We start from the raw sequence: 15,362 nt of genomic DNA on the forward strand, positions 1-15,362 counted from the left end.
CCTCATGAGTGCGCCAGTACGTGACCTGATCATCGTCGGCTCCGGTCCCGCCGGCTACACCGCAGCGGTGTACGCGGGTCGTGCCGAGCTGCAGCCGTTGTTGTTCGAGGGCACCCAGTTCGGTGGCGCGCTGATGACCACCACCGAGGTCGAGAACTACCCGGGCTTCCGCGAGGGCATCATGGGCCCGGACCTGATGGAGCAGATGCGTGAGCAGGCCAAACGCTTCGGCGCCGAGATCCGCACCGAAGACGTCGACGCCATCGACCTCAGCGGCCCGATCAAGACGGTGACCGTCGGCGACGAGACCTATCAGGCGTACGCGGTGATCCTGGCGATGGGCTCGGCGGCCCGCTACCTGAACATCCCGGGCGAGCAGAAGCTGCTCGGCCGCGGCGTCAGCGCCTGCGCGACCTGCGACGGCTTCTTCTTCAAGGGGCAGGACATCGTCGTGGTCGGCGGCGGCGACTCCGCCATGGAGGAGGCCACCTTCCTGACCAAGTTCGCCGCCAGTGTCACCATCGTGCACCGCCGCGAGGAGTTCCGTGCCTCGCGCATCATGCTCGAGCGCGCCAAGGCCAACGAGAAGATCAAGTTCGTGCTCAATACCGAGATCGCCGAGGTCAACGGCGATACCAGCGTGACGAGCCTGACCCTGCGCGACACCCGCACGGGGGAGACCTCGGAGCTGGCCGCGACCGGTCTTTTCGTCGCGATCGGCCACGATCCGCGCAGCGAGTTGGTCCGCGGCCAGGTGGAGCTCGACGACGAAGGTTACGTGCAGGTTGTGCACCCGTCGACGGCCACCAAGGTGCCCGGCGTGTTCGCCGCCGGCGACCTGGTCGACCACACCTATCGCCAGGCGATCACCGCCGCGGGCACCGGCTGCCGCGCGGCCATCGACGCCGAGCGCTGGCTCGCCGAGCAGGGTGACATCACTTCGAACACCCTCGAGCACGCGAGCAACACGGCGGCCGTGCCTGCCAACTGACCTCTCGCCCCCAGGGAGTGGTTCGCCCGCGTGGCCGAAAAGGCCACGGGGGCACCGCAATTCAGCAAGGAGAAGACCCATGTCCGATAGTGCCAAGACCGTCGCGGTCACCGACGCATCCTTCGCCGACGACGTGCTGCTCAGCGAGAAGCCGGTGCTCGTCGATTTCTGGGCGTCCTGGTGCGGTCCGTGCAAGATGGTCGCCCCGGTGCTGGAGGAGATCGCGGGCACCCACGCGGACAAGCTCACCGTCGCGAAGATCGATGTCGACGCCAACCCCGAGACGGCCCGCGATTACAAGATCCTCTCGCTCCCCACTATGATGCTGTTCCGCGGCGGTAAGCCGGTGAAGCAGATCGTCGGAGCGAAGGGCAAAGCCGCCCTGCTGCGCGAACTCGACGACGTCATCTGATCCTGGCATTCGACTGCCATAGGCACCAAAGGTCGTCGGGATCGACCGACGCGCCGTAGGATGCCTGGACCCGGGAATGCCGAATTCCCGTCCGGGTCTGAGACAATCGACCGATGCCGGTCGTGCGAAGGTGTATCCCATCGCATGAGTGGGTACCCGGATTGACGCGGAAGGAAAGGGCTCTCACGCATGCACCGACTTCGTCACGGCGATAGCGGTCCAGCCGTAGCAGAGGTTCGGAGCACCCTGGCAAGTCTCGGGTTCTTGCACGCACACGTCGATGCCGACGGCGCCGACGCACGCGAGTACTGGAAGGACACCGAGGCGACCTTCGACCATCGACTCGACTCGGCGGTCCGCGCGTTCCAACAGCACCGCGGACTGCTCGTCGATGGTGTCGTCGGCCCGGCCACCTATCGCGCCTTGAAAGAGGCGTCCTACCGGCTGGGTGCCCGCACACTGATCTATCAGCTCTCCGCGCCGCTGTACGGCGACGACGTCGCGACCCTGCAGCGCAAGCTGCAGGATCTCGGCTTCTACGTGCACCGGGTCGACGGCTACTTCGGGCCGCACACGCACGAGGGGCTCACCTCATTTCAGCGCGAGATCGGCCTGGCCGCCGACGGCATCTGCGGGCCGGACACGCTGCGTTCGCTCGACCTGCTCGGCGCCCGCGTCACCGGCGGCAATCCGCACCGGATCGCCGAGGAAGAGGTGGTGCACCGGGCGGGGCCGCAGCTCACCGGCAAGCGCATCGTGATCGATCCCGGTCTGGGCGGACCGGACAAGGGACATCCGGTGCCCTCCGAATACGGCGACGTGTACGAGTCGGAGATCCTGTGGGACTTGGCAAGTCGGCTCGAGGGCCGGATGGCCGCGACGGGCATGGAGACGTTCCTGTCCCGCCCGTGGGGCGCCAACCCCACCGATGCCGAGCGGGCCGACACGTCCAACGCCTTCGACGCCGATCTGATGATCTCGCTGCGCTGCGCGACCAACCCGAGCCCGCTGGCCAACGGTGTCGCCGGCTTCTACTTCGGCAACTCCCATGGCTCGGCGTCGATGATCGGCCAGGTGCTGGCCGGATTCATCCAGCGCGAGGTCGTCGCGCGCACCTCGCTGCAGGACTGCCGGACGCACGCCAGGACCTGGGATCTGCTGCGCCTCACCAAGATGCCGACCGTGCAGATCGATATCGGCTATCTGACAAACGATTACGACGCCAACGTGCTCACCAACCCGCGCATGCGCGACGTGATCGCGGAGGCCATCCTGATCTCGGTCAAGCGGCTCTACCTGCTCGGCCAGGACGACCAGCCGACCGGCACCTATACCTTCGCGGAATTGCTCGCCGAAGAACTGGCCGCCGCCGACCGCATGTAGGTCCACCCCGAAACCAGAAGGGCCCCGCACCGATTCACCGGTGCGGGGCCCTTTTCGACACGTTCAGCGCACGCCGACCCGGGCGGGCGGAGTCATCGACGCGGCCGCGAGCAGCTGATCGAGGGCGCGCTCGACGTCTTCCTTCCAGCCGTGATCGGAATTGATCTCCAGGCGCAGCCGCGGGAACTTGTGGTGCGGCGCGACCACCTCGAAGCCGACATCCTCCAGGAAATCGGCCTCGATCATGCAGGTCTCGGGGGAGCATTCGGCCGTCGGGCCCGCCGCGGCGCCCTTGATCGGCGCGATGATCCGCTCCATCAGCGTCATCGAGCCGAACCGCTCGGACAGCGCGTGCGCCGGGGGATCGGACCGGATGCCGAAGGCCTCGAGCGCCCGCACGCCACGGCGCACCAGATCGGCCACCACGGCCTGCATCAACTGATGGGCAACCTCCGCGTCCTGGTACGGGAATTCGGCCCGCAGCGTGGTCAGCAGGACCGCGTCCGGGCTCACCGGCGAGGTGGGGAAGAGGGTGGCGCGCGGCACCGCGCTCGGTGGCGAATACAGCGCACACCCGGCGACATTGCCGTCGACGTTGGCCACCTGCCCGCACGAGCCCCACTCCAGCAGGACCGTGGACAGCCAGGCCTCCTTCTCGAAGACCGGATCGCTGAAGCCCCGGGAGTCCTCGGCCACCGCGGGATCCATCTCCCAGAACACACAACGCCGGGAGTGCGCGGGGAGCTTGTCGAGCTCGCCGAGGGTCAGGGCCGTGACGCTGGTCGCCATCGCTCTGCTCAGCCTCCAGCTCTCCGATTCATCCACGCTCATGCTCCGCCTCGCCTACGCTCGGCTCCGGCGCGCGGAGACGGTCCGGCCCTGTCGTCGGGCACTCGCTCATACCGCATCACTATTCACTCGCCAGCAAGAATAAGCGATCAACTGATCCCGCCTCATTCCACGTCGCTGTGCTGTTGGTAAGGAACTTGTGCTGGGCTCGATCCCGGAATCACACGTCGTCACAGTGACGTTTCAGTCCCGGGTCCTTACCTGTCGCATTCACAAGTTTATTTTTGCCACTTCTGTCACAAGTCGCGTTGGCTCTGTTCCATCAGGCGAACGATGCGCTCGAGGTCGTCGACCGAACCGAACTCGACGACGATCTTGCCCTTGCGTTTGCCCATGCTCACGATCACCCGGGTGTCGAACGAGCCGGACAACCGATCGGCCACATCCTGCAGACCCGGCATCTGGATCTGCTTGCGCTGGGGGGTAGGGGCCTCCTCCGGATCCGGGGCGAGCGCCTTCTCCTGGTTCGCGAGGATGACGGCCTCCTCGGTGCTGCGCACCGATAAGCCCTCGGCGACAATGCGCTTGGCCAGTTCGTCCTGCGCGTCCGCACCGCCTTCCAGACCGAGCAGCGCCCGCGCGTGCCCGGCGGACAGCACGCCCGCCGCGACCCGGCGCTGCACCGAGATCGGAAGCTTCAGCAAACGGATCATGTTCGTGACCGCTGAGCGGGACCGGCCGATCCGATCGGCCAGCGCCTCGTGCGTGACGCCGAACTCCTCCAGCAGCTGCTGATAGGCCGCCGCCTCTTCCAGCGGGTTGAGCTGCACCCGGTGGATGTTCTCCAGCAACGCGTCCCGCAGCATCGACTCGTCCGCGGTCTCCCGGACGATCGCGGGGATGACGGTGAGGCCCGCCTCCTGCGAAGCACGCCACCGGCGTTCGCCCATGACGAGCTGGAACTTGTCGACCCCAGGCTCCAGCCGGCGCACCACGATCGGCTGCATCAGGCCGAATTCCTTGATCGAATGCACCAATTCGCCCAGCGCCTCCGCCTCGAACACCTGGCGCGGCTGCTTCGGGTTGGGTTCGATCTGCTCCGGCGGAATCTCGCGGTACACCGCGCCGCCGGACGCGAGGTCTTCCGCTTCCGGGTCAGGAACCCGATGCAGATAGGCCGAAGCGGGCTGCGGCCCGATCGGATCCAGACCGATGACGCTGGCCGCTTGACTGCTGAGCCCCGGCGCAGTCGCCGGTCCCGTCGGGATCAACGCGGCGAGACCGCGTCCTAGCCCACCCTTCTTCGCCTGACTCATCGGTCCACTGACCCCTTCCTCGTTCCGCCACCACACCCGGTCTCATCGACCTGGCAAGTATCGCGCCAGATCACTCCGCGCCTTCGGCGACCCGCACCACCGAGCGCGCCGCCATTTCCCGTCCGGCATCGAGGTAGCTCATCGCGCCTCGGGAGCCTGGATCATAATCGAGCACCGTCATCCCGTAGCCCGGCGCCTCGGAGACCTTCACGCTGCGCGGGATCACCGAGCGCAGCACCACGTCACCGAAGTGTCCGCGGACCTCCTCGGCGACCTGGTCGGCCAGCTTGGTCCGGCCGTCGTACATCGTGAGAATCACGGTGGACACGTGTAAGTCGGGATTCAGGTGCGCCTGCACCAGACCGATGTTGCGGAGCAGCTGACCGACGCCCTCCAGCGCGTAGTACTCGCACTGAATCGGGATCAGCACCTCCTTGGCCGCGACCATCGCGTTGACGGTAAGCAGGCCGAGCGAAGGCGGGCAGTCGATCATCACGTAGTCGATGTCGTACCCGGCGATATTGGCCTCCTGGATGGCGGCCTTGAGCCGGCCCTCCCGCGCCACCATCGACACCAACTCGATCTCGGCACCGGCCAGATCGATGGTCGCCGGGATGCAGAGCAGACGTTCGTTGTGCGGGCTCTGCTGGATCGCGTCCTTGACCGACGCTTCGCCGATGAGGAGTTCGTAGCTGGACGGCACCCCCGAGTGATGCTCGATGCCGAGGGCGGTGCTGGCATTGCCCTGCGGGTCCAGATCGATCACGAGGACCGTCATCCCCTGGTGCGCCAGAGCGGCCGCGAGATTCACCGCGGTGGTCGTCTTACCGACGCCGCCCTTCTGATTGGCGATGGTGATGATGCGTTGCTCGTGCGGTTTCGGCACTGTCACCTTTCCTGGATGCAATATCTGGCTAGCGCGTTGCGCTTCGGCCGCGATCGGGGTCTCGCTGGGGGAGATGTTCCCGAACGGCGTGCTTCCGAATGTCTCCGCGTCGAAATTGCTGGAGTCCAGCATTCCCGGCACACGCGACGTAGTTTCCCGTGAAACATTCGCCGGACCGCTCGACATAGACAGCTCCTAACCCGAGAAACTCAGATCACGCGCGGCCGACGGAGCGTCGGCGCCGTGTCATCAAACAAGCTGCGTCGGATCGAACATGATGCCCAACCGGGTTCGCGGCGCCCGATCGACCGAGCGGAGCCCTTGCCGCTGTCAACACCAGATCCTCCGTGGCACCAACGCTCACGCCCGACGTCCACTAGCTTGCCAGCCCCGAGCGGGATAGGAAAGCTGAATCGCGGCAACGGACGAAGGACACGCAAATCTGTCCCCATTCAGCCATCGATTCCCGATGTTTCACATGAAACCCCGCACCCGCCAAAGGGGTTACGAGGTCTCCGGCGGGTCGCCGGGCGTGCCGAACCCGATGTTTTTCATGTGAAACCGTTGGCGGCGTAGGGGAGTACGGGTCGAGCCACCAAAGGCAATACGTCAGTGTGACGTATCCCCGGCAGAGGTCCGGTGCCCCCTCCGAGACCGAGCTGCCCCCTCCCCAAGATCGAATTCCCCACTCGCCCAGTCGGGTCGCCCAGTCGGGTCGCCCAGTCGGGTCGCCCAGTCGGGTCGCCCAGTCGGGTCGCCCAGTCGGGTCGCCCAGTCGGGTCGCCCAGTCGGGTCGCCCAGTCGGGTCGCCCAGTCGGGTCGCCCAGTCGGGTCGCCCAGTCGGGTCGCCCAGTCGGGTCGCCCAGTCGCGCGGTGTCATGTCCTGCTGGATGGCTCGGTTGCGGATCGCGCTCCTTCTTAGTTGTTGGGGCGGGATACCGGTCGAGGGAGGCGGGCGCGGTGTCGCGGATTGATTCACGTGAAACAGACGTAGCGGCCGATGGATCCGTTCGCCCGCGTCGGGGACGGACCGCCGTCCCGAACTCGTGGCGATAGGCGCCGGCGGGCACAACGGGGTGGCATTCCGCTATCGAGACCAAGGGGGCACACAGGTCTGTTGGGTGGGCTAGCGGTACGCGTCCCTGCTTTCCCAGCGCCCGATGTTTCATGTGAAACCGAGCGGCATGGGCGCTCCGCGCTCAGCCTCCCAGGATTCGCAGCCCGGCGGACGAGGGGTAGAGCCGGCGCAGTCTGGATGGTGATCCCGGGTGCGCCAACGACGATGATCGCGCCGAGCGCACTGGGGTGCCTGACGATAGAGGCGGAGCGTCATCCGGGACGGACAGCGCATACGCACAAGCGAGGAATCAACCTGTCCCTCCCCGCGAGACCGCGCACCGCTCGCCAGCACGGCGCACCAGACACTGGGACTAGGCACCGCACACCCGAGACCGCATCGGTACCGCGCACCGCTCGCCCCTGCCCCTGCGCATCGAGCATCGAGCACCGAGCACCGAGCACCGAGCACGGGCACGGGCACGGGCACGGGCACGGGCACGGGCACGGGCACGGGCACCACGAGACCGCATCCGTCGCCCCCTCGCATCGCACCGGCCGTCGCGCATCGACCATCTCGCAATGCCCATGGGAATACGAGCACCAGAGATCGGGCACCAGATGCCGGGACCTATGCACCGGGCAGTCGACACCGCTCGACGGACAACCCGGACAACAGACATCGCACACTGCGCACCGGGCACCTGACATCACAGACTGCTCGCCCGGCACCACTTGCCCGGCACCACTCACACGGCACCACTCACACGGCACCACTCACACAGCACCACTCACACGGCACCGCCCACACAGCACCACTCACACGGCACCGCCCACACAGCACCACTCACACGGCACCGCCCACACAGCACCGCCCACACAGCACCGCCCACACAGCACCGCCCACACGGCACCACTTGTTGGACACCCGCTCACCGGACACATCACACGCGCAGCGCCACTTGTCGGACACCTGCTCTCCCGACACCACTCGCCGGACACCCGCCCGCCCGACACCACTCGCCGGACCCCACCCGCCGGACACCCACTCACCCGCCGGACACCACACGCCCAACACCGCTCGCCCGACACCACTCGAGAGGCATCGAGCACCGCGTCAGGGTCCCGCTCGTCGGGGGGTTCGCGCCACCGGGGTGCTGCGTACCGCGCGCCTCGCGCCGGGCACCCAGACGTTATGGGGTGACAGCTCTGCGCTTCGCCCCGCATCTAGTTGGCAGGGAGGGTGGGGGTGATCGGCGACCTAGATGTCGGGCGTTCGCACAGTCAAGTCCGGATCCCCGTATACCGGCGCGCCTGTCTGAAAGCTGCGTGGTTGGCCAGCGATCGTGTGCCCCAAATCGGGGACGAATGTGCTTCGCCCCCCCGCGACGCTGAACCAGCACGCGCAGGCGTCTGCTGTTGGATCCGCGGGGTCGGTGCTGCAGCTTCCCGAATCCATCGCCGACTCTATCCACGCGGGCGCCGGATACTCGGTCAGGGTGGGCATCCACGCCTAAGACGAGAAGTCCGTGCCGTGGCCATTCCGATGATCCGAACTGACCGACAGCTCAGCCCGGCGGGATCGGATCTGTCGCGTTCGTTCATTCGGAGGAAGGCGTCGTCGCTCGTCTAAGCCTGCGTTGCTTCACGTGAAACGTCGGCCGGGGTCGCCATTGGAGTCGCATGAGGCGGGTGCTCTGAAGGCGGACAGGTTTGGTGGATCCGCAGATTCGGGGAGTAGTGCACTGATTGCAGTCACGAAGGGAGCGGAGGGTTGTTGGTGTCGTCGTTCAGGTGGGTCGGTCTCGGGCGATCTCCAATTGATGTTGTTGAGCCCTAGGTAGCCCTCTGGGGCCACGGTGACCAATGATTCACGTGAAACCTCACCCCCGCTGAGTGACTGAGTCCGCGATCGGCGGCTGAGTCCGCAAGCTGGGCGACGCGAGCGGCTCCAGCAGCGGCCCGTCGTATAGGCGACGCGGCCTGGACGCGCGATGAGGACTGCGAGGGGCGGGATGGTCGCGGGCCGTGCGTAGTTCCGTTCCCTCCGGACGGCCGGTGCGGCCTCGGGGGCGCGCTGACCCGACGACGGCTCACGCCAGACCCCAGCACGGGATAGGACCGCCCGCCAAACCAAAGTTCGGGCTCCGACGACAATCCGGCACGCGCCAACGCCCGTCCAGTTCGGTCGGTGATTCGACCTGCCTGTCCGCCAAAGCCGTCAACTCCCGGTTCCCGAGACGGGTGCGCGGACTCCCATACGAACGCCCGATCAACGCGTAGCAACCCACGACGGGAAGTTCGCCGCCGATGATTCACGTGAAACCTCCGCGTCGCTTGGCGTCAAAACTCCGAGTCCTAACTGAAGTCACGCGCGACGTTTTCGCCGCATCCGACGGCGGTTTCGCCGCACAGATGTCCCCCTGATCGACCCACCCGTTCAGCACCGGGGACGTGAACCGGCGCGCCCGTTGACGGCTGGCCCGGGTGCCGAGAGTGGCCCGACCCCGGCTGCGAGGAACCGCGGGCACCGCCATACGAAACGCCCCACGGACCGACCACGAGGGATCGGGGTCAGGCAAGTACGTCAGCAGTCCGGGCGGCACGGAGCAAACGATGTCCGGCGGAACGTGGCACCCGGAAGACGAAGCAGAGGGACCCCACGCAGGCGGAGGACAAGAACCGGCCGGACCCGATGCATCCCGGCGTGACCGACCCCACCCCCTGCGGGCCGAATCCCGAGCTATAGTCGGCACTGTCGCGAAAAACGATGTGCCCGCGGGCTTCTCCGCCCGGCACGTCGCGCATACATCGATTCGTTCTGATCGTTGAGCGGCTCCTTGTCGAGGCCGGGCATCCGCCCGTCCCGGCACTGTCCATCGCCGACGCGGGGTCGGCGCAACGGAGGAGCGCGGTATGCGGAATTCCATCGCCATTGTCGGAGCCGGGTTGGGCGGGCTGACGCTCGCCCGGGTGCTGCAGGCGCACGGTGTCGACGCGACGATCTATGAGAGTGAGGCGTCGGCGAAGAGTCGTGGGCAAGGCGGCCTGCTCGATATTCATGAGGAGACCGGCCAGGTCGCGGTGCGGGCGGCCGGTCTGTACGACGAGTTCCGCGCTCTGGTCCGTCCAGGCGAGGACGCCAAGCGCGTGGTCGACCACCGCGGCACGGTGCTGCTCGACAAGCCCGCCGACCCCGGCTCGGCCCGTCCCGAGGTGGATCGTGGCGAGCTCAGGCAACTGTTCCTCGACTCGCTGACGCCAGGGACGATCAGGTGGGGGCACAAGCTCGACGCGGTTCGGCGCCATGCAACGGGAGGATACGAGCTCGCCTTCGCCAACGGTTGCGCCGCGCACGCCGACATCGTCATCGGTGCGGACGGCGCCTGGTCGAGGGTCCGTCCGCTGCTCACCCGAGCCGAGCCGCGCTACAGCGGTATCTGTTTCATCGAGGTCGCCCTCGGGTCAGACACCGAGCCCCACCGGGCGAGTGTGGCCACGATCGGCAGCGGCACGCTGATGGCGGTCGCACCGGGTAAAGGCATCATCGTGCATCGCTACGCCGACGGAAGCGTGCGCGGCTATGTGGCACTGAACAAGCCCGAGGAGTGGGTGCGGTCGATCGACTTCGTGGATCCGTCCGCCGGGCTCCGCCGGGTTGCCGACGAGTTCGACGGCTGGTCGCCACTACTCACCGCATTCGTGACCGAGAGCGACGCGCGACCGTGGCTGCGACCCATCTATGCCCTGCCCGTCGGCCTCGACTGGGATCGGGTGCCGGGCGTGACGCTCGTGGGTGACGCCGCGCATCTGATGTCACCGTTCGCCGGGGAGGGCGCCAACCTCGCCATGTTCGATGGCGCGGACCTGGCCAGCAAGCTGGTTACGGAACAACGCGTAGAGGTCGCGTTGCATGCCTATGAGAAGCGGCTGTTCCTGCGCGGCCGCGACGCCGCCGACCGCTCGGCGCGAAATCTGGAGACCTTCTTCGGTCCGGAAGCACCGCGCAGTGTGGTCGACCTGTTCGATCGCCACTGACAGTCACGTGACGATTCGCACCCGATGCTCCGGGGCCACACCGGCGAGGCAACTCTGGACAAGATCAGGTCAGGCAGCGCACGGCCCCGACGCACGAAGGGGCGCAAGCCGATTCGGGGACGGCCTTATTTCCCCTTGCGGGTCCGTCCGCGCCCGCCGTCCGCCCGCTTCGCCGCACGCGCCTGCTTGCGCGCGGCGGCGTGTTCGCTGCGACGCTCGGCGCGGGGGAAACGCTCGGCGCTGATGACGAGGGTGGGGGTGGAGACGAGCCCGGCACCGCAGGCGAGGACCTGAGTGTTGCCTGCTCCGATCCGTTCCAGCGCGGCGGCGTCGCGTTCGAGTTCCTCGGCGGCACTGACCCCCTTGAGGGCGAGCATGTGGCCGTGGTCGCGGAGCAGGGGGAGCGACCACTGGGTGAGTTTGGCGAGGGGGGCGACGGCGCGGGAGGTGACGACATCGGCGCCGCCCGCCTCCTTCATGACGCCGGATTGTTCGGCGCGGCCGCGGACGACGCTGACGTCGAGGCCGGCGGCTTCGATGAATTCGCTCAGGAAGATGGTGCGGCGCAGCAGCGGTTCGACCAGGGTGATGCGCAGGTCCGGGCGCGCGATCGCGAGCGGGATGCCGGGCAGCCCGGCACCGCTGCCGATGTCCACCACCGACGCCCCCTCGGCGATCAGCTCGCCGATCACCGCGCAGTTGAGGATGTGCCGATCCCAGAGCCGGGGCACCTCACGCGGACCGATCAGGCCACGCTCGACGCCCGCGGTGGCGAGCGCCGCGCAGTACTGACGGGCGAGATCGAGTCGCTCACCGAACACCACCGCGGCGGTCGCGGGCGGTTCCAGCTCGGCAGGCAACGCGGTGGTTCCACCGAGATCTCGTTCCACGTGAAACATCCTTCCGAACTCGAAATGATCAGAGAGACAAACAAGTACAGGGACGCACCACTCTGCCGGACATGAACAAGGCCTCCGATCCGAAGACCAGAGGCCCTATCCAACCACTACCGTCAGAGTGACGAAATACGCCGTCCCCTAACGATGTCCGGCCATCGGTGCGCGGATTCGCTCAGGACGGAACGACGACCACGTGCCGGTTCGGCTCGACGCCTTCGCTCTCGCTCTCGACGCCATCGATCGCCGCCACCGCGTCGTGCACGATCTTGCGCTCGAACGGGGTCATCGGCGCGAGCGCCTCCGGGGCACCGGATTCCAGCACACGCTGCGCGGCGGCGGTGCCGAGGGCGCTCAGGTCCTCCCGGCGCTTGGCCCGCCAGCCGGCCACGTCCAGCATGAGCCTGCTGCGCACGCCGGTCGCCTGCTGCACGGCTAGCCTGGTCAGTTCCTGGAGCGCGTCGAGCACCTCACCGTTGCGACCGACCAGCTTCGACAGATCACGTCCACCGTCGATGCTGACGATGGCGCGGTCGCCCTCGACGTCGAGATCGATATCGCCGTCGAAATCGAGCACGTCGAGCAACTGCTCGAGGTAGTCGCCCGCGATCTCGCCCTCTTCGATGAGGGCTTCCTCCGCGTCGTTCACGACATCGTCGGCGTCCGTTCCGGCGTTCACCATCGTCGTCGCCACTGTGGCGTCCCCTCCGTCGGTCTCAACTGTCATTTGGGTTTCCTTCATCTGCTCATCGCGCTCGCCGGGCGCTCGCCGCCGGACGGTGCGCGATCAAAGGGTTGCTCAGCGTGGTGGCCTGCCCGGCCACCAGGAGTGTGATCAGCGTCTGCGCTTCTGGTTCGCCCGGCCGCGGTTACCCGGCCGCTTCTGACCGCCCGGCCTGCGCTGACCCGCGGCCTTGCTGGGGGTCTTCGCGGTGCCGTTGGTCGACGGGGCACCCTCGACAGCGTCCTCGACGGCGTCCGTCGCGGAACCCGACTTCTTCTTCACGTTGACCGGCTTGGCGCCCGGCTTGGGCGCGTTCTGTGCCCGCTGCTCCAGCTTGGCCAGCTTCTTGGCTTCCTCTTCCTTCTCCATGCGGCCGAAGACGAGGTGCTGCTGCCCGTAGGTCCAGATGTTGTTGGAGACCCAGTACAGGAGGATGGCGATCGGCAGGAACGGACCACCGACGAGCACACCGAGCGGGAAGACCCACAGCGCGAGCTTGTTCATCATCGCGGCCTGCGGGTTGGCGGCCGCCTCCGGCGTCTGCCGCGCGACCGAGGCGCGCGCGTTGAAGTGCGTTGCGAGACCGGCGATGATCATCAGCGGGATGGCGACGAGCGCGATGTTCAGCTTGTTCGGCAGCCCGAGGCCCTCGATGGCGAAGGCGCGCAGCTCGGTGTCGGGGATCGTGATGAAGGCCGAGATCGGCGCACCGAAGATACGGGCGCTCAGGAACGACTGGACATCGGCGGCGTTGAAGACGTAGTTGGGCGTGTTCGCGTTGTCCGCGATCGACATGCCCAGCTGGCCGAAGCCGTGACCGGTCCGGTTGAACGAGCGCAGCACGTGGAACAGGCCGAGGAACACCGGCACCTGGGCCAGGATCGGCAGGCAGCCCATCAGCGGGTTGAAGCCGTGATCCTTCTGCAGCTTCTGCATCTCGACGGCCATCTTCTGGCGGTCGTTCTTGTACTTCTTCTGCAGCTCTTTGATCTGCGGCTGCAGTTCCTGCATCTGTTTGGTGGTGCGGACCTGCTTCACGAACGGCTTGTAGAGCAGCACGCGCAGCGTGAACACCAGGAACACGACGGCCAATGCCCAGGCGATGCCACTGTCTTTACCGAGACCGGGCACCAACGCGAAAACCCGATGCCAGAACCACAAGATCCAGGACACCGGATAATAAATGAAGTCGAGCACGGCTCTATGCACTCCCGTCGTTCGTATCGCCGATCACCGCGCGCGGTGATCCTTTCCAAGCGTTCGGCTCCGACACCGGGCCGGTCTGCAGGTCTGTTTCCTGCGACGCCGGATCGGTGGCTGCCTCGGTTCCTGGTGCGGTGCGAACGGTGCTTCGCTTCCGCTCCGGAACCGGGTCCCACCCACCAGGGTGCCAGGGCGCACATTTGGCCAGTCGCACGGCTGCCAATCCGAGGCCGATGAACAGCCCGCGCGTCCGTAACGCGGTCACCGCGTACTCGCTGCAGGTCGGGGTGAAGCGGCACACCGGCATGCGGGTGGGGGAGACGTAGGTCCGATACAACTCGATCAGGAAGATCAGCGCGTTCGCCGGTAGCCGGCCGATCGTGGCGGTGCGGCTCATACCGTGCCGACCCCGAGTTTGCGCATGGCGGTACGCATCTGGCGCAACAGTTCGGCCGAGGAGGCGTCCGCCGCGCCGGGCAGGGCGCGGATGACGACGTCGGTGTCGCTGGGCAACTCCGAGATCATCTGGTGACACATATGACGCAGGCGGCGGGCTACGCGGTGTCGAATCACCGCGTTGCCCACCGCCTTGCTGACGATCAATCCGAAGCGTGGTCCGCCGACGCGGATGGACACCGCGGCTGGATCACCATGCGGTTCGCTCATGTCCACGACTCCGTCATACCCCTGCTTCGACGCCGGGGCATGGCCGACTGCGCAGCCGACCTGATGGGTGAAGACATGCACGACCAGATCGCGCCTCCCGATTCGCTGGCCGCGGCGCACCGTCCGGGAGAAGTCGGCACGATGATGCAACCGATACGGCTCAGGCAACACCCGAGCGTCCGCGCGCGAGGATCAGGCAGTGAGTTCGGCGCGGCCCTTACGGCGACGCGCCGAAACGATGGCGCGACCCGCACGGGTGCGCATCCGGAGACGGAAGCCGTGGACGCGCGCCCGACGACGGTTGTTCGGCTGGAACGTCCGCTTGCCCTTGGCCACGGTCAACACTCCTCGAGTCAGTGGGCGCCATTCGGTGCCCGAAGCTTGTTCGGTGATACAGGTATTCGCGATGAATCGCAGGTCTGGTCATCATCGGCGCGTCGGTCTTGGCGCACAGTCGGTCGATATCGACCTACCCGCGGTCAGCACAAGACCGCCACCGCACCAAAGGGTGACTGTACGAGGGTACTGATCGGCTTCGAGCGGGTCAAACTCGGCCCACCCCGCTGACCTCGGCCGCTCGACCAGCGCAAACCCGCGACGACCTGGTGCGGCGGCTGTGCATATCACTGCCCAGGCCTGTGAGTATCACCGTGAGTTCGTCCACACCCCTAGCCACGCCCGGGCGGGCACACCAGCTATGTTGCTCATCGTTAGCCACAGATCTGCTGGTCAGGGCCTTACCCGGCGGCCGCACACGCTCATTTCACAACTCCCCAGAGTTCTCCACATCTGTGGATAATTGTGTGGAAAGACCCCTGGAGTGGCATATTCGTAGGGCCGACGGTGCCACGCCGCCGCCCGGAATGGGGATCTGGGCAGCGTCCGAACCGGTTACGGACGTACGCAGGATCACGGTACCGACCCGAGGATGGTCGTCGCCATCACCTCCCCGCGTGCCCCGGCCGTCTGCTCCTATCGACCTACTTCCGGGGAGGAAACTGC

13 protein-coding genes are annotated in these 15,362 nt (G+C 66.9%); 4 read left to right on the top strand and 9 right to left on the bottom strand.

Annotated elements, in window-relative coordinates; all coding sequences use genetic code 11:
• Positions 1–4 precede the first annotated feature (4 nt).
• The 3 genes from trxB (at position 5) to F5X71_RS36395 (ending at position 2,786) form a co-directional block, all read left to right on the top strand.
• On the top strand, positions 5–991 hold the full coding sequence (gene trxB / locus F5X71_RS36385) for a thioredoxin-disulfide reductase (RefSeq protein WP_167466056.1): 987 nt from the start codon (positions 5–7) through the stop codon (positions 989–991).
• A 79-nt stretch (positions 992–1,070) separates the two neighbouring features.
• The gene (trxA, locus tag F5X71_RS36390) at positions 1,071–1,403 is read left to right on the top strand and encodes a thioredoxin (protein ID WP_167466057.1); all 333 of its coding nucleotides are present in this window, start codon (positions 1,071–1,073) and stop codon (positions 1,401–1,403) included.
• A 189-nt stretch (positions 1,404–1,592) separates the two neighbouring features.
• On the top strand, positions 1,593–2,786 hold the full coding sequence (locus F5X71_RS36395) for an N-acetylmuramoyl-L-alanine amidase (RefSeq protein ID WP_167466058.1): 1,194 nt from the start codon (positions 1,593–1,595) through the stop codon (positions 2,784–2,786).
• A 63-nt stretch (positions 2,787–2,849) separates the two neighbouring features.
• On the opposite strand, the gene F5X71_RS36400 is transcribed toward F5X71_RS36395, so the two are convergent.
• From F5X71_RS36400 to F5X71_RS36410, 3 genes are all read right to left on the bottom strand, one after another.
• Positions 2,850–3,575, bottom strand: coding sequence for a GNAT family N-acetyltransferase (locus tag F5X71_RS36400; protein WP_167467010.1), 726 nt, complete (start codon positions 3,573–3,575; stop codon positions 2,850–2,852).
• Positions 3,576–3,871: 296 nt separating this feature from the next.
• Positions 3,872–4,891 carry a ParB/RepB/Spo0J family partition protein gene (locus F5X71_RS36405; RefSeq protein WP_167466059.1) on the bottom strand — a complete coding sequence of 340 codons (1,020 nt, stop codon included), beginning with the start codon at positions 4,889–4,891 and terminating at the stop codon, positions 3,872–3,874.
• A gap of 70 nt (positions 4,892–4,961) precedes the next feature.
• Positions 4,962–5,909, bottom strand: coding sequence for a ParA family protein (locus F5X71_RS36410; RefSeq protein ID WP_238815641.1), 948 nt, complete (start codon positions 5,907–5,909; stop codon positions 4,962–4,964).
• A 3,840-nt stretch (positions 5,910–9,749) separates the two neighbouring features.
• Between F5X71_RS36410 and F5X71_RS36415 the strand changes: the two genes are divergently transcribed.
• Positions 9,750–10,871, top strand: coding sequence for an FAD-dependent oxidoreductase (locus tag F5X71_RS36415; RefSeq protein WP_167466061.1), 1,122 nt, complete (start codon positions 9,750–9,752; stop codon positions 10,869–10,871).
• Between the two features lie 125 nt (positions 10,872–10,996).
• On the opposite strand, the gene rsmG is transcribed toward F5X71_RS36415, so the two are convergent.
• The 6 genes from rsmG to rpmH form a co-directional block, all read right to left on the bottom strand.
• Positions 10,997–11,770 (bottom strand): 16S rRNA (guanine(527)-N(7))-methyltransferase RsmG, encoded by a 774-nt coding sequence (gene rsmG, locus F5X71_RS36420; RefSeq protein WP_167466062.1) that lies wholly within the window; start codon positions 11,768–11,770, stop codon positions 10,997–10,999.
• A 172-nt stretch (positions 11,771–11,942) separates the two neighbouring features.
• Positions 11,943–12,449, bottom strand: coding sequence for a protein jag (locus F5X71_RS36425; RefSeq protein WP_238816087.1), 507 nt, complete (start codon positions 12,447–12,449; stop codon positions 11,943–11,945).
• Between the two features lie 153 nt (positions 12,450–12,602).
• The gene (gene yidC, locus F5X71_RS36430; protein WP_167466064.1) at positions 12,603–13,688 is read right to left on the bottom strand and encodes a membrane protein insertase YidC; all 1,086 of its coding nucleotides are present in this window, start codon (positions 13,686–13,688) and stop codon (positions 12,603–12,605) included.
• Positions 13,689–13,692: 4 nt separating this feature from the next.
• Complete coding sequence (gene yidD / locus F5X71_RS36435; protein ID WP_014989222.1) at positions 13,693–14,091, bottom strand: membrane protein insertion efficiency factor YidD; 399 nt, start codon at positions 14,089–14,091, stop codon at positions 13,693–13,695.
• Complete coding sequence (gene rnpA / locus F5X71_RS36440) at positions 14,088–14,531, bottom strand: ribonuclease P protein component (RefSeq protein WP_167466065.1); 444 nt, start codon at positions 14,529–14,531, stop codon at positions 14,088–14,090. The genes yidD and rnpA overlap by 4 nt, the downstream gene beginning before the upstream one ends.
• Positions 14,532–14,552: 21 nt before the next feature.
• On the bottom strand, positions 14,553–14,696 hold the full coding sequence (rpmH, locus tag F5X71_RS36445) for a 50S ribosomal protein L34 (protein ID WP_005516618.1): 144 nt from the start codon (positions 14,694–14,696) through the stop codon (positions 14,553–14,555).
• Positions 14,697–15,362 lie beyond the last annotated feature (666 nt).

The sequence above is a fragment of the Nocardia brasiliensis genome (genome assembly GCF_011801125.1).
Classification (GTDB): Bacteria; Actinomycetota; Actinomycetes; order Mycobacteriales; family Mycobacteriaceae; genus Nocardia; species Nocardia brasiliensis_C.